At 70.5% G+C, this 18,951-nt stretch carries 22 protein-coding genes; 19 read left to right on the plus strand and 3 right to left on the minus strand.

Going from position 1 to position 18,951, the window contains the following annotated elements; genetic code table 11:
* Positions 1 to 58: 58 nt before the first annotated feature.
* From prmC to ACTIR_RS0120090, 13 genes are all read left to right on the plus strand, one after another.
* The gene (gene prmC, locus ACTIR_RS0120030; protein WP_026455605.1) at positions 59 to 922 is read left to right on the plus strand and encodes a peptide chain release factor N(5)-glutamine methyltransferase; all 864 of its coding nucleotides are present in this window, start codon (positions 59 to 61) and stop codon (positions 920 to 922) included.
* A gap of 95 nt (positions 923 to 1,017) precedes the next feature.
* Positions 1,018 to 1,668: an L-threonylcarbamoyladenylate synthase gene (locus ACTIR_RS0120035; protein ID WP_007023387.1), complete on the plus strand. Its 651-nt coding sequence runs from the start codon at positions 1,018 to 1,020 to the stop codon at positions 1,666 to 1,668.
* A 70-nt stretch (positions 1,669 to 1,738) separates the two neighbouring features.
* Entirely contained in the window at positions 1,739 to 2,902 is a 1,164-nt protein-coding gene (locus tag ACTIR_RS0120040) for a glycosyltransferase family 4 protein (RefSeq protein WP_026455606.1), read from the plus strand.
* Between the two features lie 31 nt (positions 2,903 to 2,933).
* Positions 2,934 to 3,467: a hypothetical protein gene (locus tag ACTIR_RS0120045; protein ID WP_026455607.1), complete on the plus strand. Its 534-nt coding sequence runs from the start codon at positions 2,934 to 2,936 to the stop codon at positions 3,465 to 3,467.
* Positions 3,468 to 3,675: 208 nt separating this feature from the next.
* Positions 3,676 to 4,458, plus strand: coding sequence for a F0F1 ATP synthase subunit A (gene atpB / locus ACTIR_RS0120050; protein WP_026455608.1), 783 nt, complete (start codon positions 3,676 to 3,678; stop codon positions 4,456 to 4,458).
* A 125-nt stretch (positions 4,459 to 4,583) separates the two neighbouring features.
* Positions 4,584 to 4,820, plus strand: coding sequence for an ATP synthase F0 subunit C (locus tag ACTIR_RS0120055; protein WP_007023383.1), 237 nt, complete (start codon positions 4,584 to 4,586; stop codon positions 4,818 to 4,820).
* Between the two features lie 49 nt (positions 4,821 to 4,869).
* Positions 4,870 to 5,415: a F0F1 ATP synthase subunit B gene (locus tag ACTIR_RS0120060; RefSeq protein WP_026455609.1), complete on the plus strand. Its 546-nt coding sequence runs from the start codon at positions 4,870 to 4,872 to the stop codon at positions 5,413 to 5,415.
* Between the two features lie 8 nt (positions 5,416 to 5,423).
* Complete coding sequence (locus tag ACTIR_RS0120065) at positions 5,424 to 6,245, plus strand: F0F1 ATP synthase subunit delta (protein ID WP_026455610.1); 822 nt, start codon at positions 5,424 to 5,426, stop codon at positions 6,243 to 6,245.
* A gap of 63 nt (positions 6,246 to 6,308) precedes the next feature.
* Positions 6,309 to 7,955 carry a F0F1 ATP synthase subunit alpha gene (atpA, locus tag ACTIR_RS0120070; protein ID WP_026455611.1) on the plus strand — a complete coding sequence of 549 codons (1,647 nt, stop codon included), beginning with the start codon at positions 6,309 to 6,311 and terminating at the stop codon, positions 7,953 to 7,955.
* 7 nt (positions 7,956 to 7,962) lie between these two features.
* A complete protein-coding gene (locus tag ACTIR_RS0120075; RefSeq protein ID WP_026455612.1) occupies positions 7,963 to 8,883 on the plus strand; it encodes a F0F1 ATP synthase subunit gamma in 921 nt (306 codons plus the stop codon).
* Between the two features lie 3 nt (positions 8,884 to 8,886).
* Positions 8,887 to 10,314 carry a F0F1 ATP synthase subunit beta gene (gene atpD, locus ACTIR_RS0120080; protein WP_026455613.1) on the plus strand — a complete coding sequence of 476 codons (1,428 nt, stop codon included), beginning with the start codon at positions 8,887 to 8,889 and terminating at the stop codon, positions 10,312 to 10,314.
* A 124-nt stretch (positions 10,315 to 10,438) separates the two neighbouring features.
* Positions 10,439 to 10,804 (plus strand): F0F1 ATP synthase subunit epsilon, encoded by a 366-nt coding sequence (locus ACTIR_RS0120085; protein ID WP_007023377.1) that lies wholly within the window; start codon positions 10,439 to 10,441, stop codon positions 10,802 to 10,804.
* A gap of 27 nt (positions 10,805 to 10,831) precedes the next feature.
* The gene (locus ACTIR_RS0120090) at positions 10,832 to 11,266 is read left to right on the plus strand and encodes a DUF2550 domain-containing protein (protein WP_026455614.1); all 435 of its coding nucleotides are present in this window, start codon (positions 10,832 to 10,834) and stop codon (positions 11,264 to 11,266) included.
* A 103-nt stretch (positions 11,267 to 11,369) separates the two neighbouring features.
* Here the strand turns inward: ACTIR_RS0120090 and ACTIR_RS0120095 are convergent, their stop codons facing one another.
* A complete protein-coding gene (locus ACTIR_RS0120095) occupies positions 11,370 to 11,942 on the minus strand; it encodes a cob(I)yrinic acid a,c-diamide adenosyltransferase (protein ID WP_026455615.1) in 573 nt (190 codons plus the stop codon).
* A gap of 185 nt (positions 11,943 to 12,127) precedes the next feature.
* Between ACTIR_RS0120095 and murA the strand changes: the two genes are divergently transcribed.
* Positions 12,128 to 13,420: a UDP-N-acetylglucosamine 1-carboxyvinyltransferase gene (gene murA / locus ACTIR_RS0120100; protein ID WP_026455616.1), complete on the plus strand. Its 1,293-nt coding sequence runs from the start codon at positions 12,128 to 12,130 to the stop codon at positions 13,418 to 13,420.
* A 5-nt stretch (positions 13,421 to 13,425) separates the two neighbouring features.
* Here murA and ACTIR_RS0120105 read toward each other — a convergent pair whose 3' ends face one another.
* On the minus strand, positions 13,426 to 14,049 hold the full coding sequence (locus tag ACTIR_RS0120105) for a LysE family translocator (protein ID WP_026455617.1): 624 nt from the start codon (positions 14,047 to 14,049) through the stop codon (positions 13,426 to 13,428).
* Positions 14,050 to 14,167: 118 nt separating this feature from the next.
* Between ACTIR_RS0120105 and ACTIR_RS0120110 the strand changes: the two genes are divergently transcribed.
* Entirely contained in the window at positions 14,168 to 14,941 is a 774-nt protein-coding gene (locus ACTIR_RS0120110) for an enoyl-CoA hydratase-related protein (RefSeq protein WP_026455618.1), read from the plus strand.
* 139 nt (positions 14,942 to 15,080) lie between these two features.
* Here the strand turns inward: ACTIR_RS0120110 and ACTIR_RS0120115 are convergent, their stop codons facing one another.
* On the minus strand, positions 15,081 to 15,614 hold the full coding sequence (locus ACTIR_RS0120115; protein ID WP_026455619.1) for an NUDIX domain-containing protein: 534 nt from the start codon (positions 15,612 to 15,614) through the stop codon (positions 15,081 to 15,083).
* A gap of 86 nt (positions 15,615 to 15,700) precedes the next feature.
* Between ACTIR_RS0120115 and nucS the strand changes: the two genes are divergently transcribed.
* The 4 genes from nucS to dhaL all read left to right on the plus strand — a co-directional run.
* Positions 15,701 to 16,360, plus strand: coding sequence for an endonuclease NucS (nucS, locus tag ACTIR_RS0120120; protein WP_026455620.1), 660 nt, complete (start codon positions 15,701 to 15,703; stop codon positions 16,358 to 16,360).
* A gap of 88 nt (positions 16,361 to 16,448) precedes the next feature.
* A complete protein-coding gene (locus ACTIR_RS0120125) occupies positions 16,449 to 17,429 on the plus strand; it encodes a hypothetical protein (protein ID WP_065388614.1) in 981 nt (326 codons plus the stop codon).
* Between the two features lie 116 nt (positions 17,430 to 17,545).
* Positions 17,546 to 18,550, plus strand: a complete 1,005-nt coding sequence (dhaK, locus tag ACTIR_RS0120130) for a dihydroxyacetone kinase subunit DhaK (protein WP_026455622.1) — start codon at positions 17,546 to 17,548, stop codon at positions 18,548 to 18,550.
* Positions 18,550 to 18,951 (plus strand): dihydroxyacetone kinase subunit DhaL (gene dhaL, locus ACTIR_RS24550; protein ID WP_034241237.1); only part of this gene is annotated, 402 nt, incomplete at its 3' end. The genes dhaK and dhaL, both read left to right, overlap by 1 nt.

Genomic DNA, 18,951 nt, shown 5'->3' on the forward strand with positions numbered 1-18,951 from the left:
CGGTGCCGTCCCCCGGTGCGCCGGAGGAGCGCGCACGGGCGCGTGACAAGCTGGGTGCGTGCGAAGACTGGCACTGCGACTGGCGATCCTGGAGGCGACGCGGACCCTCGAACAGGCGGGGGTGGAATCGGCCCGCACGGACGCGGAGCTGATCGCCGCCCACGTGCTCGACGTCGAACGCGGCCGACTCCCGCTCATCCCGTTGGTGGACCCGCCCGTGGTGGAGGCGATCCGGGATCTGGTCGCGCGCCGGGCACGACGGGTGCCGTTGCAGTATCTGCTCGGCCACGCCGCGATGGGCGGCATCACCGTGGAGGTCGGCGCCGGTGTGTTCGTCCCCCGTCCGGAGACCGAGCTCCTGCTCGACTGGGGGCTGCGCCTGATCGCCGAACGCCGGTACCCGGTGGTGGTGGACCTGTGCACCGGGTCGGGGGCCCTGGCGCTGGCCGCCGCGCACGCCCGGCCGGACGCCGTGGTGTACGCCCTGGACAACGACCCGGACGCGCTCGGGTGGGCACGGCACAACGCCGACGCCCGGGTGCGGGAGGGCGACACCCCGATCCGGTTGTACTCCGGGGACGTGGCCGATCCGTCCGTGTTCGCGGAACTGGACGGGCTCGTCGACCTCGTGCTGTGCAATCCGCCGTACGTCCCCGAGGGCACGGCGGTTCCCCCGGAGGTGGCCGAATTCGACCCTCCGGCGGCGGTGTTCGCCGCGGGCGGCGGCCTCGACGTGATCCGGGACGTGGTGGCGATGGCGACGCGGCTGCTGCGCCCGGGTGGGGGGATGGCGATCGAGCACGACGACACCCACGCGCGCACGGTGCCGCCGCTGCTGCTGGCCCGGTCGGTGCTGACCGACGTCACCGAGCACACCGACCTCGCCGGACGCCCCCGGTTCGTGACCGCACGGCGGGTGTGAGCCGCCGACCGCCTCCGACGCGGAGGTGGTGCCCGCGGCGGACGGCGGGACACGGCACGCGGGGCCCCGGAACCGGATCGCTAGGCTTGGCCGACATGAGTGCGGTGTACGAGTGTGACGACCCGGCCGCCCGTGCGGAGGGACTGAAGGCGGCCGCCGCGGCGGTGCGTTCCGGCAGGCTCGTCGTCCTGCCCACCGACACGGTGTACGGGATCGGGGCGGACGCCTTCGACTCCGCCGCGGTGCGGGCGCTGCTGCGGGCCAAGCGGCGCGGGCCGGACATGCCGGTCGGTGTCCTCGTCGGTTCGTGGTCCACAGTGGATGGACTGGTGCTGGGCGTCTCGCGCGAGGCCCGTGCGTTGATCGAGGCGTTCTGGCCCGGTGACCTCTCCCTCGTGCTGCCGCACGCACCCAGCCTGCAGTGGGACCTCGGTTCCACGCGCGGGACGGTCATGCTGCGGATGCCGCTGCACCCGGTCGCCCTTGAACTGCTGCGCGAGGTCGGGCCGATGGCGGTCTCCAGCGCCAACGTCTCCGGGATGCCCCCCGCGGCGACGGCGCGGGAGGCGAGCGACCAGCTCGGCGACTCGGTCGCCGTCTACCTCGACGGCGGGCCCAGCGGCGAACCGGTGGCGTCCACGATCGTGGACCTCACCGGGCCGCATCCGGTGATGCTGCGGGAGGGGCCGGTGACGGCCGACGCGGTGTCCGAGGTGCTCGGCGTCGAGGTCGGCCCGGCGCGGTGACCGTGCAGGGTGGCGATAGCGTTACGGGCCGTGTTCCCTTCCCCCGTCGCCCGTCGGAGTTGAGTCGGTCGTGAACTCCGCCGTGTCCGCCGGGCTGCCCATCCGCGAGTACGTGCTCGTGGGGCTCGTCTCGGCCGTGCTGACCTTCCTGCTCACTGCCGTGGTGCGGCGGTTCGCCCTCCGGGTGCGAGCCGTCGCCGTCCCCCGCAAGCGGGACGTCCATGTCGCGCCGATGCCCCGGATGGGTGGAGTCGCGATGTACTTCGGTGTGCTGGGGGGCATGGCGATGGCCCACCAGCTCCCGGTGTTGCGTCGTGCGTTCGAGTACTCCTACGACCCGGTCGCCGTCCTCATCGGGGGCGGGGTCATCGTCCTGATCGGCGCACTGGACGACCGGTTCGAACTCGACGCCTGGACCAAGCTCGCCGGCCAGGTGATGTGTGCGGGCATTCTCGTGCTCTTCGGGGTGCAGTGGGTGTCGTTGTGGGTGCCCTGGGGGGGTGACCCGGACGCACTCGGTCAGGTGCTCATGTTCGACCGCAACCAGGGCGGCCTGTTGGCCGTCGTGCTCGTGGTGGTCATGGTCAACGCGATGAACTTCGTCGACGGGCTCGACGGGCTCGCGAGCGGACTCGGCTTCATCGCCGCCGCGGCCACGTGCGCCTTCTCACTCGGGTTGCTGGCCTCCTCCGGCGGCGACGTCGGCACCTACCCGCCCGCGCTGATCGCCGCCACCCTCGCGGGCGCGTGCCTGGGATTCCTCCCGCACAACTTCCAGCCCGCACGGATCTTCATGGGCGACTCCGGGTCGATGATGATCGGGCTGATGCTCGCCGCCGCGAGCACGTCCGCCTCCGGCCGGATCAACTACAGCTCCTTCGACGCCACCGACGTCGTGGCGCTGCTGTCCCCGTTGTTCGTGGTGGCCGCGGTGCTGTTCCTGCCGTTGCTGGACCTCATCCTCGCCGTCGTGCGGCGCACCCGGCGGGGGGAGAGCCCGTTCGCGGCGGACAAGATGCACCTGCACCACCGGCTGCTGGAGATCGGGCACTCCCAGCGGCGGGCGGTTCTGTTGATCTACCTGTGGGCGGGGCTGCTGGCCTTCGGTGCCGTCGCGGTCACCCTGTTCGACACCGCCGCCGTGTTCTGGCTCACCTGCGCGGGTCTGGTGGCCGCGGCGGCGGTGTCGCTCGTTCCGCGGTTGCGACGGCAACGCGCACGTGATCCCGCCTAGTCTGGAGCGGACGGAGGAGCGGACGACAGCCATGAGTGGAACGAGCGGGGTGCCCGACGTGAGCGGAGTCGACGACGCGGTGACCGGGGACCGGGACACCGACGCCGAGGTGGCCGCCGAGCACGCGCGCTCGGTGTACGCGCTGGCCGCGGCGATGCTGCGCTGGGGGCTGCGGCTGGCCGTACCGACGTCGCTGATCACTGTGGCGATCGCCACTCTGGTGGCGGGCGGACCGGGGCTCGCCGGTGCCGGGTTCGGGGTGGTGCTGGGCTTCGGCTCGGCGCTGGTCACCCTCATGATGATGCGGCTGGCCGCGCGGCGACCCGTGAACGCGCTGCTGGGGTTCGCCCTGGGGGGTTACGGGATCAAGATGGCGGCGCTGCTGCTGGTCATGCTGATGCTCGACGGAGTGGACACGGTCAGCCGTCCCGCCCTGGCATTCGGCATGCTGGTGGCCGTGGTGGCCTGGGCGGCCGGGGAGGTCGTCGCGTTCCTGCGCACGCGCACACCCACGATCGTCGTCCCGACCACCCGGTCGGCCCCGTCGCCTCACTCGATGGAGTGAGAGAGGCGGCGTCGCCGTCGATCGGGACGAATCAGGAGTACGGGCGTACGGCTTGCCGGACGCTCCTGGTAGGGTCCGCGCCAGGTCCCATCCCCGTGCGGGGGATGCCCTGCACGGTGCCGGAGTCGTATCCGGTACGTTAAGTCCAGGTTTGTGACGATTCCCCCGGCGGAGTGAACGCCGGCCGGGAGAACCGGAAGGAGCCCAGTTGGGCGCGCTGGTACGAGCCGCGGGTGACGAATTCACGCCGCCGACGGCGGAGGCCTTCGATCTGCCGCCGATCTTCGCCGGGATCACCAAGCCCATGGTGCTCGCCGTGCTGTCGGTGGTCATCATCGCAGGCTTCTTCCTGCTGACCACCCGGAAGATGAGCGTGGTGCCGGGCAAGGGCCAGTTCCTCGCCGAGTCCCTCTACGACTTCGGACGCAACAACATCGCGCGGGAGCAGATCGGCGCGGGCGAGTTCCTCCGTTTCGTCCCGCTGATCCTGACGCTGTTCACCTTCATCCTGGTGAACAACCTCTTCGGGATCGTGCCGATCCTGCAGTTCCCGACGATGTCGCACATCGGGTTCCCGCTCGCGCTCTCGGCGCTGGTGGTCTACCCCGTGTACCACTACGCGGGGATCCGCAAGCACGGGATCGGGGCATACCTGAAGAACCAGCTGTTCCCGCCGGGGGCGCCGAAGCCGGTGTACCTCCTGCTCGCACCGATCGAGTTCTTCACGAAGTTCATCATGAACCCGATCACGCTGGCGATCCGGGTGTTCGCCGCGATGTTCGCGGGCCACCTGCTCATCATGCTGTTCGCGGTCTCCGCGGAGTACCTGCTGCTGCACGGTGGCGGCTTCCTCAGCGTGATCTCCGCCTTCTCGTTCGCGGGAGCGCTGGCGGTGACGTTCATCGAGGCGCTCATCATGGTGATCCAGGCGTTCATCTTCGCGTTGTTGTCGGCCAACTACATCGGGGCGGCGCTGGCCGAGTCGCACTAGTCCTCCCCGGTGGAGCCGTCGCCGACGCGCAACGACGCGGAGGTGGCGATCCTTCGACACCCAGGCAAAACCTCCGTTAACCGAACACGGACGAAGTTGGAAAGGGAATTCACGTGAGCAGCTCCATGCTTCTTGCCCAGCAGGCCGCCGAGACCGACATCAACTCCGGTCTGGCCGTCATCGGCTACGGCCTCGGTGCCATCGGTGGTGGTATCGGCGTCGGGATGATCTTCTCGTCGGTCATCAGCGGCACCGCGCGTCAGCCCGAGGCGCAGGGCAAACTGATGAACATCGCGTTCACCACGTTCGCCCTGGTCGAGGTGCTCGCACTGCTCGGGTTCGTTCTCTTCTTCCTCGCGTGACGGGTTCACCCGCACGGGCTGTGAGTAACCAGACGAAGTGGAGACGGCGATGATTCTGGCGCAGGAAGCAGAGTACAACCCTGTTCTTCCGCACGTATCCGAGATCATCATCGGTCTTGTCGCTTTCCTCCTGCTGCTGTTCGTCATCACGAAGTTCGTGAAGCCGCGCTTCGAGAAGCTCTACGAGGAGCGGGCAGCCAAGATCGAGGGCGGTATCGAGAAGGCCGAGAAGGCACAGGCCGAGGCCGAGCAGGCGCTGGCGCACTACAAGGCGCAGCTGGCGGAGGCCCGTGGTGAGGCCGCCAAGATCCGCGACGACGCGCGGGCGGAGGCCGAACAGATCAGGGAGGAACTGCGCGGGCAGGCCGAGGAGGAGGCGCGCCGGATCGTCGCGCAGGGTGAGGCCCAGCTCCAGGCCCAGCGGGCCCAGCTGGTGGCCGAACTCCGCGAGGAGCTCGGGCGCAACGCCGTCACCCTGGCCGGTCGCATCGTCGGTGAGTCCCTCGAGGACGAGGCCCGTCGTCGGGGCACCGTCGACCGGTTCCTCGACGAGCTCGAAGCCAGTGGCAACGGTTCGGCCGGAGCAAGGAAGTAGGTCGCTGGATGACGCTGCATGCCGCGAGCCGTGAGGCTCTGGACTTCGCCGGGAACCGTCTCGACGAGGTGCTCGGCGACGCGGGCTCCGACCCGTCCGCCGTCGGGGAAGAGCTGCTCTCCGTGGTCGACCTGCTCACCGGGGAGAGCGGGCTCCGCCGGGCCGTCTCGGACGGCTCGACGGACCCGGAGGCCCGCAAGCGGCTGGTCGACTCCCTGCTGCGGGACAAGATCTCCGGCCCCGCGCTGACGGTGCTGCAGACCGTGGTCGGCAGCCGGTGGTCGAACCCCCGTGAGCTCCTCGACGGGGTGGAGTACCTCGGCCGCACGGCGCTGCTCGTCGGCGCGGAGAAGGCGGACAAGCTCGACACCGTCGAGGACGAGCTGTTCCGCTTCGCCCGTATCCTGGTGAACAGGCCGGAGTTGGAGCGTGTGCTGGGTGACCGGTCGGCCTCCGCCGAGGCGAAACGGGGGCTGGTCCGCCAGCTCGTGGCCGACAAGGTCGACCCGATCAGCAAGGTGCTCCTGGAGCAGGTGGTGCTGCGGCCGGGTGGGCGTTCCGTCGCGGAGAGTGTCGACGGCCTCGTCGAGATGGCCGCGGCACGCCGGGACCGCGCGGTGGCGCGGGTCACCAGTGCGACCGAGCTGACCGCCGAACAACGGGAACGACTGGCCGCACAACTCGGCCGGGTGTACGACCGGCCGATCGCCCTGCATGTGGCGCTCGATCCGGAGCTCGGCGCGGGACTGGTCGTGCGGGTCGGTGACGAGGTGATCGACGGCAGCGCCGCCGGCCGGTTGGACGCGGTGCGCAGGCAACTCGCCGGATGAGCGGGCCGGGCACATGACACATACTTTGCAGACTGGCAAGAACGAAGTGAGAGCGGGAACGACATGGCGGAGCTGACGATCTCCTCGGATGAGGTCGCCAACGCGATCGAGAACTACGTCTCGAGTTATTCCCCGGACGTGAGCCGGGAAGAGGTCGGCGTCGTCGTCGACACCGGCGACGGTGTGGCCCACGTCGAGGGGCTGCCGTCCACCATGGCCAACGAGCTGCTGGAATTCCCCGGCGGCATCCTCGGCGTCGCCCAGAACCTCGACCCGCGCCAGATCGGTGTCGTCATCCTCGGTGACTTCAACTCGATCGAAGAGGGCCAGGAGGTCAAGCGCACCGGCCGGATCCTGTCGGTCCCGGTCGGGGAGAACTTCCTCGGCCGTGTCATCGACCCGCTCGGAAAGCCGATCGACGGCCTGGGCGACATCGAGTCGACGGAGCGCCGGGCGCTGGAGCTGCAGGCCGCCTCGGTCGTCGAGCGGCAGCCGGTGGACGAGCCGCTGCAGACCGGCATCACGGCGATCGACTCCATGACCCCGATCGGCCGGGGACAGCGCCAGCTGGTGATCGGTGACCGCAAGACCGGCAAGACGGCGGTCTGCGTCGACACGATCATCAACCAGAAGGAGAACTGGGAGAGCGGCGACCCCTCCAAGCAGGTGCGCTGCATCTACGTCGCGATCGGCCAGAAGGGCTCGACGATCGCGGCGGTGCGCAAGTCCCTGGAGGACGCGGGCGCGATGGAGTACACGACCATCGTCGCGGCGCCGGCGTCCGACTCGGCGGGGTACAAGTGGCTGGCGCCCTACTCGGGCTCCGCGCTGGGGCAGCACTGGATGTACGACGGCAAGCACGTGCTGGTCGTGTTCGACGACCTCACCAAGCAGGCCGAGGCGTACCGTGCGATCTCGCTGCTGCTGCGTCGTCCGCCGGGCCGTGAGGCCTACCCCGGTGACGTCTTCTACCTGCACTCCCGCCTGCTGGAGCGCTGCGCGAAGCTGTCCGACGAACTGGGTGGTGGCTCGCTGACCGGCCTGCCGGTGATCGAGACCAAGGCCAACGACATCTCGGCCTACATCCCCACGAACGTCATCTCGATCACCGACGGGCAGTGCTTCTTCCAGTCGGACCTGTTCAACTCCGGGCAGCGGCCCGCGGTCGACGTCACCACCTCGGTCTCCCGGGTCGGCGGTGACGCGCAGATCAAGGCGATGAAGAAGGTCGCCGGGTCGCTGCGGATCGACCTGTCCCAGTACGAGGAGCTCAAGGCGTTCTCCGCGTTCGCCTCCGACCTGGACGCCGCGTCGAAGGCACAGCTGGACCGCGGTGCCCGGCTGTACGAGCTGCTCAAGCAGCCGCAGTACGCGCCGGTCCCGGTCGAGCAGCAGGTCGTGACGGTGTACCTGGGCACCAACGGACACTTCGACGACGTTCCCGTCGACGACACCGCCCGGTTCAACAGCGAGTTCCTGGACACCCTCCGGCACAAGGACGCCGGGGTGCTCAGCGAGATCCGGGAGCAGGGCCAGTGGACCGACGACCTGGCCGACCGGACGGTCGCCGCGGTGAACGAGTTCAAGAAGGAGTTCACCACCTCGGAGGGCACCTCCCTGGTCGGCGACGAGTCGGTCGATCCGATGGACGCCGGCAAGGTGGGTCAGGAGTCCGTGAAGGTGCACCGCTCCGCCGAGCAGGAGAAGTAGGCGTCCCATGACTGCGCAGCTCCGTGAGCTCCGGCAGAAGGTCCGGGCCACCAAGTCGATCGGGAAGATCACCAAGGCGATGGAGCTCATCGCCACGTCGCGCATCAGCAAGGCGCAGGCGAGGGTGGAGGCCGCGCGCCCGTACGCCTCGGAGATCACCAACGTGCTCTCCGCGCTGGCGGGCGCGTCGACCAGCCTCGACCACCCGTTGCTGGTCGAGCGGCCGAACCCGGAACGGGTCGCGGTCCTCGTGGTCACCAGTGACCGGGGCCTGGTCGGGGGCTACAACGCCAACGTGCTGCGTGCCACCGAGGAGCTGCTGGCGCTGCTGCGGGAGCAGGGAAAGCAACCCCAGCTCTACGTCATCGGCAACAAGGGCGTGAACTACTACACCTTCCGCAACCGCGAGATCGCGGGGCAGTGGACCGGCTTCTCGCAGAAGCCGGGCTACGAGAATGCCGCCGAGGTCGGCGAGACGCTGGTCGGCGAGTTCATGGCCGGTGCGGAGGACGGGGCCGGTGCCGAGGGTGCGCGCGGTGTGGACGAGCTGCACATCGTCTACACCGAGTTCCGGTCGATGCTCACCCAGACACCGGTGGCCAAGCGCATCGCCCCGCTCGAGGTGGAGTACACCCAGGAGGAGGGCATCCCGCCCGCGTACGAGTTCGAGCCGAACGCCGACCAGTTGCTGGGCGCGATCCTGCCGAAGTACATCAACACGCGGATCTTCGCCGCGCTGCTGGAATCGGCGGCCTCCGAGCTGGCGGCGCAGCGCAACGCGATGAAGTCGGCGTCGGACAACGCCAGTGAGCTCGTCGAAACCTACAGCCGCCAGGCGAACCAGGCCCGCCAGGCGCAGATCACCCAGGAGATCAGCGAAATCGTCGGTGGGGTCAACGCACTCGCCGCCACAGGAAGTGATGTGTAAGCCATGACTGCCGTGCAGGACACAGCAACCAAGGGACGGATCGTCTCCGTCACCGGGCCGGTCGTCGACGTCGAGTTCCCCCGTGGCTCGATCCCGGAGCTGAACAACGCTCTGAAGGCCGAGATCGAGTTCTCGGAACTGCGCAAGACGGTGACGCTGGAGGTCGCCCAGCACCTCGGGGACAACCTGGTGCGCACGATCTCGCTGCAGCCGCAGGACGGTCTGGTCCGTGGCACCGAGGTCACCGACACCGGCGGGCCGATCTCCGTGCCGGTCGGGGAGAAGGTCAAGGGCCACGTCTACAACGCGCTCGGCCAGTGTCTGGACCAGCCCGGCTACGGCGAGGACCTGGAGCACTGGGGGATCCACCGGCACCCGCCGGCGTTCGACCAGCTGGAGGGCAAGACCGAGATCCTGGAGACCGGGCTGAAGGTCATCGACCTGCTCACCCCGTACGTCCAGGGCGGCAAGATCGGTCTGTTCGGTGGCGCCGGTGTGGGCAAGACGGTGCTGATCAAGGAGATGATCACCCGTGTCGCCCGGAACTTCGGCGGTAGTGCGGTGTTCGCCGGTGTCGGCGAGCGCACCCGTGAGGGCACCGACATGTTCCTGGAGATGAGCGAGGACGGCGTCATCAACGACACCGCGCTCGTCTTCGGGCAGATGGACGAGCCGCCGGGCACCCGTCTGCGGGTGGCGCTGTCCGCACTGACCATGGCGGAGTACTTCCGCGATGTGCAGAACCAGGACGTGCTGCTGTTCATCGACAACATCTTCCGGTTCACTCAGGCGGGCCAGGAGGTCTCCACGCTGCTCGGCCGGATGCCGTCGGCGGTGGGCTACCAGCCGACGCTGGCCGACGAGATGGGCGTGCTGCAGGAGCGGATCACCTCCACCCGGGGCCGGTCGATCACCTCGATGCAGGCGATCTACGTCCCGGCGGACGACTACACCGACCCCGCCCCGGCGACCACGTTCGCGCACCTGGACGCCACCACGGAGCTGTCCCGGTCGGTGTTCCAGAAGGGCATCTTCCCGGCGGTGGACCCGCTGGCCTCCAGCTCGACCATCCTCGACCCGGCGATCGTCGGGGACGAGCACTACCGGGTCGCCTCCGAGGTCATCCGGATCCTGCAGAAGTACAAGGAGCTGCAGGACATCATCGCGATCCTCGGTATGGACGAGCTGTCCGAGGAGGACAAGCTCACGGTGAACCGGGCCCGCCGCATCGAGCGGTACCTGTCGCAGAACATGCTCGTCGCCGAGGTGTTCACCGGGCAGCCGGGCTCCACCGTGCCGCGGTCGGAGACGATCGAGGCCTTCGACAAGATCACCAAGGGCGAGTTCGACCACTACCCGGAGCAGGCGTTCCTGGGTATCGGCGGCCTCGAGGACCTCGAGAAGAAGTACAAGGAAATCACCGGCAAGTGAGTTCCGCGGACGGCGGGGCGCCTCCAGGGATGGAAGTGCCCCGCCGTCCGTGTCTCACCGGCGTGCCGATGCGCCGGTGCGCCCGGCTACACTGGGCGGAACGCGGGACGAGAAGGAGAACTTCGTGGCGGAGATGTCGGTCGAGCTGGTGGCGGTGGAACGCCGCCTGTGGTCGGGCACGGCCAGTTTCGTCGTGGCGCAGACGACGGAGGGCGAGATCGGTGTGATGGCCGGGCACGAGCCGGTCCTCGGACAGCTCGTCGAGGGCGGCATCGTGAAGGTGACCACCACCGACGGCGAGACGATCACCGCCGCGGTGCACGGGGGTTTCCTGTCCGTCACGAGTGACAGCGTGAGCGTGCTGGCCGAGTCCGCGGAGCTCGGTGAGGAGGTCGACGTGGACCGGGAGCGTGCGGCGCTCGCCGAGTCCGACGACGCCGAGCGCGCGAGAGCGACCGCGCGGCTCCGGGCGGCCGGTCAATCGGTCTGACCCGGCGACGACGAGCGGGAGCGTGCCATGGACGTCAGCACACTGGCCCTGGTGCTCCTGCTCGGGTCGCTGGTCGTCGCCGTCTGGTACGCGCTGCGCTGGCTGCGGATGCGCAGGCACGGCGGGGTCAGCGTCGCCCTGCGCTGGGATCCCGACCGGGAGCGGTCGGGGTGGCACCTGGGGATCGGCCGCTACCGGGGTGAGGAGTTCCTCTGGTACCGCGTCTGGAGCCTGCGGACCGGCCCCGACCGGGTGTACCCGCGGGATTCCCTCCGGATCGCCGGCAGGCGGGAGCCGGTCGGCAGCGAGTCGTACGCCGTCCCCGCCGGTTCGACGGTGTTGCGGTGTGAGACCACCGACCGGGGGCCCGTCGAGATCGCGATGGGCCCCGGCGCGTTGACCGGCTTTCTCTCCTGGCTCGAGTCCTCCCCGCCGGGGCGCCGCGTCCCGCGGGCCAGTTGACCCCGGAGCGCCCGCCTGTGCGGACGTCCGGGGTGGGACCGGCCCGGGCGGGTCGGTGCTCGCCGTGGGGCAGTGTTCGCTGTGGCTCAGTGTTCGCCGTGGGTCAGTGTTCGCCGCCGGGCCGCCACAGGACGTCGCCGTCCGGGTTCGCGACCCGGGCGAGGATGAACAACAGGTCGGACAGGCGGTTCAGGTACTTCACCGCGAGCGGGTTGCTCGTGTCCGGCTCGGCCTCCAACAACGCCCATCCGGAGCGTTCCGCGCGCCGGGCGACGGTGCGCGCCTGGTGCAGCAGTGCGGCACCGGCGGTGCCGCCCGGCAGGATGAACGAGGTCAGCTTCCCGACCCGTTCGTTGAACTCGTCGCACCAGCCTTCGAGGCGCTCGATGTAGCTCCCGGTCACCCGCAGCGGCGGGTACTCCGGGTTCTCCACGACCGGGGTGCTGAAGTCGGCGCCGACGTCGAAGAGGTCGTTTTGCACGGACCGGAGCACGGTCGCGAGTTCCTCGGGGAGGTTACCGGTGGCCAGCGCGACGCCGAGGACGGAGTTGGTCTCGTCGACGTCCGCGTAGGCGCCGAGGCGGGGGTGGGTCTTCGGCACGCGGCTGCCGTCGCCGAGTGCGGTGGTGCCGTTGTCACCGACCCGGGTGTAGACACGGTTGATCCGTACGGACATGTCCCGCAGTCTACGGACCGGGCCGCACCCGGGATCCGCACCACATCGGCGTGCGGCGGGCGCGGTGCGGGCACTATCGTCCCCGGATGTCCGGACGTTTCACTCGTTGCCGGGTTGTGACCGTTCCCGCCGTAACGAGTGCCCCAGCGCACAGGGGGGAACCCCGCCGGGCAGGATGGGCCACCATGAGCGAGCACTTCGACGTGTACGGCGGTGCGCGTCTGGTCGGCGAGGTCGGGGTTGTCGGCGCCAAGAACAGCGTGTTGAAGCTGATGGCCGCCGCCCTGCTCGCCGAGGGGACGACGACGATCCGCAACTGTCCCCAGATCCTCGACGTCCCGCTGATGGCGGACGTCCTGCGCAGCGTCGGATGCGAAGTGGAGACCGAGGGGGACGTGGCGCGGATCACCACGCCCGCCGAGTTGTCGCACCACGCGGACACCGCGGCGATGGGCAAACTGCGGGCGTCGGTCTGCGTGCTCGGCCCGCTCGTGGGCAGGCTGAAGAAGGCCGTGGTGGCGCTGCCGGGCGGGGACGCCATCGGCTCCCGGCCGCTCGACATGCACCAGAACGGGTTGCGCAAACTGGGGGCCACGAGCGCCATCGAGCACGGCTGTGTCGTCGCCGAGGCCGACCGGCTGCACGGCGCCCAGATCTGGCTGGACTTCCCGAGCGTCGGTGCCACGGAGAACATCCTGATGGCCGCTGTGCTCGCCGAGGGCACCACCGTGATCGACAACGCGGCGCGGGAGCCGGAGATCATCGATCTGTGCGTGATGCTCAACGAGATGGGCGCGCACATCGAGGGCGCCGGGACGTCCACGTTGACCGTGGAGGGCGTCGAGAGCCTCCACCCGACCGAGCACCACGTGATCGGGGACCGGATCGTCGGGGCGACCTGGGCCTTCGCCGCCGCCATGACCCAGGGGGACGTGACGGTCACCGGCGTCAACCCGCACCATCTCGACCTGGTGCTGGAGAAGCTCCGCCTGGCGGGCGCGGAGATCACCACCTTCGACGACAAGGGTTTCCGCGTCGAGATGCTCGGCAGGCCACGGTCGGTGGACTTCGTGACGCTGCCCTATCCCGGTTTCGCCACCGACCTGCAACCGTTCGCCGTGGCACTGTCCGCGGTGTCCGAGGGCACGTCGATGATCACGGAGAACGTCTACGAGGCGCGGTTCCGGTTCATCGAGGAGATGATCCGGCTCGGCGCGGACGCGCGGACCGACGGCCACCACGCGGTCGTGCGCGGGGTGGACAAGCTCTCCAGCGCCCCCGTGTGGGCCTCGGACATCCGCGCGGGCGCGGGGCTGGTGCTCGCCGGCCTGTGCGCCGAGGGCGTGACCCAGGTGTGGGACGTCTTCCACATCGACCGCGGCTACCCGGACTTCCTGGCGAACCTGAGCGGGCTGGGCGCCCGGGTCGACCGGGTCGACACGGACCCGGACCGGGTGGCGGGCGACGAGGCGGTCTGAGGCCGTCAGCCGTCGGCGGCGAGGGCCACCCCGAAGCCGAGGAGGGTGGTGCCGGTGGCGACGTCCAGACCGCGCCGCACCCTCCGGCGCCGCATCCACGCCCGGACCCGGTGGACGAACACCACCAACAGCACCAGCCACAGGGTGCCGAGCACGGCCATCGTGTACGCCAGCAGCAGGGTGTCGCCCGTGGTGCTGGTGACCGGGTCGATGAACTGCGGGAGGATGGACAGGTACAGCGCGAGGACCTTGGGATTGGTCACGTTCGACAGGAAGCCCTCGCGCAGCCGTCGGAACCCGCTCGCGCCGGCCCCCGCCTCGTCGAGACGGTCGTAGTCGCCGCGCCAGGCCGACCGGATGGCCTGGATCCCGAGATAACTCAGGTAGAGCACGCCGAGCCAGCGCAGGGTGGTGAAGACCGGCTGCGATCCCACGATCAGGGTGCCGAGTCCGAAGGCGACCGCGGTGCCCTGGACGAGGTGCCCGGCGGCGACCCCGGTGGAGGCCAGCAGCCCGCCGCGGAATCCGCCCGCGAACGAGTTCTTCAGGGTGACCACCGTGTCGGGTCCGGGTGCGAGCACCACGAGGATCACGACGACGAGGTAGCTCCCGTACACACTCCAGGTCACGCCCGCCAACCCTAACGGCGACGGGGACGGTGCCCGCCCACCTCCACCGCCTGCCGGGGCGGCCGGACCGGACCTTCCGGGGGTTGGGTCGCACACCCGCCCGGACTACCGTCGGGGCATGGGTGAGTACGAGCACGTCCTCGTTCAACGGCGGGACGAGACCGTCACGATCACGATGAACCGTCCGCGGCGACGGAACTCGCTGTCCGAACCGCACCTGCGCGAGCTGCTCCGGGCGTTCCGGGAGACCGCGGAGACGGACGCGGCGGGGATCGTGCTCGCGGGTGCCGGGCCGGTGTTCTCCGCCGGGCACGACTTCGGCGACGTGGCCGGGCGCGACCTCACCGGCGTGCGCGCGCTGCTGGGGACCTGTACCGACCTGATGCGGGCGATGCGGTCGGCGCCGCAGGTGGTGCTGGCCCGCGTGCACGGGCTCGCGACGGCCGCCGGATGCCAGCTGGTGGCCTCGTGCGATCTCGCGGTGGCGGCCGAGTCCGCGGGGTTCGCCCTGCCCGGCGGCAAGGGAGGCTGGTTCTGCCACACGCCCGCCGTGCCGGTGGCGCGGTCGGTCGGCCGGAAACGGCTGATGGAGATGGCACTGACCGGGGACACCGTCGACGCGGCCACGGCACGGGAGTGGGGGCTGGTGAACCGGGTGGTCCCCGACGACGACCTCGACGACGCCGTCACCGACCTGCTCGGCCGCGCCACCCGCGGCAGCCGCGCGAGCAAGGCCCTCGGCAAGCGCACCCTGTACGCCCAGCTCGACCGTCCCGAGGACGACGCCTACGCGCTGGCCCAGGAGGTCATGGCCTCGGCCGCGCACCTCCCCGGTGCCCGCGAGGGCATGGCCGCCTTCCTGGAGAAGCGTCCCCCGACCTGGCCCGACTGACCCACCCCCGCGAGTCGACGCCCGGTGCCCGCGAGTCGACGCCTCAGGCCCGCGAGTCGGCACCCGGTGCCCGCGAGTCGACGCCCGATGCCCGTGCCTCGTCGTCGGGCGACCGTGGGTCGGCGCGGGCGAGGCCGGATCAGGTGCCGCGCTCCCACAGCAGCAGGAGGGTGTAGGCGGCGATCGACTGGGCGTCGGTGATCTCGCCGCCCGCCACCCTCGCCTCGAACTCCGCGCGGGTGAACCACGCGGTGCGCATGTCCTGTTCCTCGTGCTCCCGGGCGGCCGCACCCTGCGTGAGACCGGTGGCGAGGAAGGCCCGGCCGCGTTGGCTGGCCAGGCCGGGGGCGACGTCGAGCAGTCCGAGTTCGACGAGCCGCCGCGCGGAGAGCCCGGTCTCCTCCCGCAGCTCCCGTGCGGCCAGCTCGGCCGGGGCGAGCTCGCTCCGGCCGGGTGCGGTGCCCTGGGGGAACTCCCACCGGCGCAGCCCCAGCGGGTAACGGAACTGTTCGACCAGCCGCACCCGGTCCCCGTCGAGGGGGATGACCAGCGCGTAGTCCGGCTTGTCGACGACGCCGTAGATGCCGTCGGAGCCGTCGTCGCGGCGGACGGCGTCCTCGCGCACGGTCATCCAGTCGTTCGCGTAGACCTGCCGGGAGGAGCGCTGTTCCATGGCCTGATTGTCGCGACGTGGACACGGACGGGACACGCCGGGGACCTGTCGGTGCGTCGTCGGATCCGGTCCCCTAGTCTCTCCGCGTGCGTTTGGTGATCGCCCGGTGCCAGGTCGACTACGCCGGTCGTCTGACGGCCCATCTGCCCATGGCGACCCGGCTGCTTCTCGTCAAGGCGGACGGGTCCGTGTCGGTGCATTCCGACGACCGTGCCTACAAGCCGCTGAACTGGATGAGCCCGCCGTGCTGGCTGATCGAGGACGGCAATCTCTGGATCGTGGAGAACAAGGCGGGGGAGAAGCTCGTCGTCACGATCGACACGGTGTTCGACGAGGTCCGGCACGACCTCGGTGCGGAGCCCGGGCTGGTCAAGGACGGGGTGGAGTCCCACCTGCAGGAACTGCTCGCCGAGCACATCACCACCCTCGGCGCGGGATACTCGCTGGTGCGCCGGGAGTACCCGACCGCCATCGGTCCGGTCGACATCCTCGCCCGGGACGCCGACGGTGCGGCGGTGGCCGTCGAGATCAAACGCCGGGGGGAGATCGACGGGGTCGAGCAGCTCACCCGGTACCTGGAGCTGTTGAACCGCGACCCGCTGCTGGCCCCGGTGCAGGGCGTGTTCGCCGCGCAGCAGATCCGGCCGCAGGCCCGGACGCTGGCGGAGGACCGCGGCATCCGGTGCGTCACGCTCGACTACGACGCCCTGCGCGGTATCGAGACCGACGACCTCCGGCTGTTCTGACGGCGGTGCCTTCCGGACCGGTCGTCGACCGGTGTTCGGGCGACTCCCCACACACGACGGTGGGGAAGGCGATACCGTGCCCGCCGTGATGAGTCGTGTCCGCCGACAGGGGTCGGTGCTGGGGGTCGTGCTGCTCGGGGTGGTGGCGGGCTGCTCAGGTGAGGATCTGTCCAAGGTGAACTACGAGCGCACCACGGTGGGGGCCGAGGCGCGGGCGGACGGGGGCGAGGTGCCGTCGGGGCCGATCGACGACCCCGCCGTGACGCAGGAGGCGTTGCGCGCGGTCGACCCGTGCGCGCTGCTGGACGGGCCCGCGGTGGCCAACCTGACCGCGGCGGAGGACGCGCGGGAGATCGACTGGGGTGTCTGCCGCCGTCCGATGCTCGACGCGGAGGGCAGGCAGGTCAGTATCTGGGTCGACCTCGGGGAGACGAACGCCTCGCCCTCGGACGCGTCGGGCGGCGTCGGCGGACTGCCCCTGGTGGAGCTCAGCAACGACGGGACCTGCTACATGACGGCGGTGACCGAGACGGACCAGGAGCTCGGCATCTCGGTGTGGGCCGACTACGACACCGACGTGGGTGTCGCCTGCGACACCGGGACGTCGGTGCTGCGCGGGGTCGTCGAGGTGCTGCGCACCGGCCCGCCCCGGTACCGGGCGCCGGCCGAGTCGCTGGTGAACGTCGACCCCTGCACCCTGGTGACGGCCGAGATGCTGGGGCACGCCTTCGACGGCGAGGTGATCCTGCGCCGCGCGGGCCTGCACGGCTGCGTGTTCGAGCAGGACCGGGCCACCCTCCGACTGACCATGCGCGTCGGATACCCGGTCGAACCGGAAGACGGGACCGAGGTCGCGCTCACCGACAGGGTGACCGCGGTGGCCGAGAAGGGCGACGGGGACATGCTCGAGTGCGACCTCTCCTGGCAGCACCGGAAGGTCGCCGAGTACGACACGGAGCTGGTGGAACTGTCGTACTACGCCGACCCGGACACGCCCGGGAACGAGGCGGCCTGCGAGCGGGTCGCCGGGGTCGCGAGGGGGGTCGCGGCGGCGATTCCGGGGGCCTGACCGCCTCCGCCCGGTCGCGACGCTGCCGTCCGGGTTCACGTTGACTACGTTGGGACACGGAGGTCGGTGCCACCCGTCCGTACACAGTCGTACGCAGTCGTGCCCCGGAGGTAACCGTGAAGAAGATCCTCAACGACCCCGAGACGGTGGTCACCGACTCGCTCAGGGGTCTCGCCGCCGCCCACGGGGACCTGCTCCGGGTGGAGTACGAGCCCACGTACGTGGTGCGGGCGGACGCCCCCGAACGGACACGGGGGGTCGCGGTGATCTCCGGCGGCGGTTCCGGGCACGAGCCGTTGCACACCGGCTTCGTCGGACACGGGATGCTGCACGCCGCCGTGCCCGGTCCGGTGTTCACCTCCCCCACCCCGGACGCGGTGCAGGCCGCGATCTCGGCCACCACCGGGTCCCCCGGGGGGCTGCTGCTGGTGAAGAACTACACCGGCGACGTGCTGAACTTCGAGACCGCGGCGGAGCTGGCCTCCGCCGACGGTCTGGACGTGCGCACGGTGGTCATCGACGACGACGTCGCGGTGTCCGACTCCACCTTCACCGCGGGCAGGCGCGGCGTGGGCGGCACGGTGCTGCTGGAGAAGATCGTCGGCGGCGCCTCGGAGCGGGGGGACACGCTCGACGACGTCGAGGCGGTGGCACGCAAGGTGGTGGACCGGGTGCGCTCGGTCGGCGTGGCGTTGACGGCGCCGACCGTGCCGCACGTCGGCGAACCGAGCTTCGAGCTGGGACCCGACGAGATCGAGTTCGGCATCGGCATCCACGGGGAGCCCGGCCGGGAGCGGATCCCGATGGAGAACGCCGAGACGCTCGTCGACCGCATGGTCAGCGCCGTGGCCACCGACCTCCCGCTCTCCGGGGGGGACGACGTGCTGCTGTTCACCAACTCGATGGGGGGAACGCCGCCGCTGGAGACCTACCTCGCGCACGGCATCGCCGAGCGGAAGCTGGCCGACCGCGGTGTCAGCGTCACCCGACGGCTCGTCGGCCCGTACATCACGAGCCTGGAGATGCAGGGCCTGAGCATCACCGTGCTCCGGCTCGACCGTGAGCTGGCCGACCTCTGGGACGCCCCCGTCACCACACCTGCACTGCGCTGGGGGGCGTGATGGCCTGTGGCGCGGACGAGGTCGCCGCGGCGGTGCGGGCCGCGGCGGCGACCGTGGCCGAGCACCGGACGGAACTGACCGACCTGGACCGCCCGATCGGCGACGCCGACCACGGCGAGAACCTGCACCGCGGATTCACGGCGGTGCTCGCGGGGCTGGAGACGGTGCCGGAGACGCCCGGGGCGGTGCTCAAGCTGGCCGCCACCACGCTGATCTCCAAGGTGGGTGGTGCGGCGGGCCCGCTCTACGGGACGGCGTTCCTGCGGGCCGCCACGATCGTGGGCGGGACGGAACGGCTGGACGCCGGGGAGCTCGCCGCCGCGCTGCGGGCCGCACTGGACGGTGTCGTCGGCCGGGGCAAGGCCGAGGTTGGCGACGCCACGATGGTGGACGCGCTGGCT

This window comes from Saccharomonospora iraqiensis subsp. iraqiensis, assembly GCF_000430445.1.
GTDB classification, from domain to species: Bacteria; Actinomycetota; Actinomycetes; order Mycobacteriales; family Pseudonocardiaceae; genus Saccharomonospora; species Saccharomonospora iraqiensis.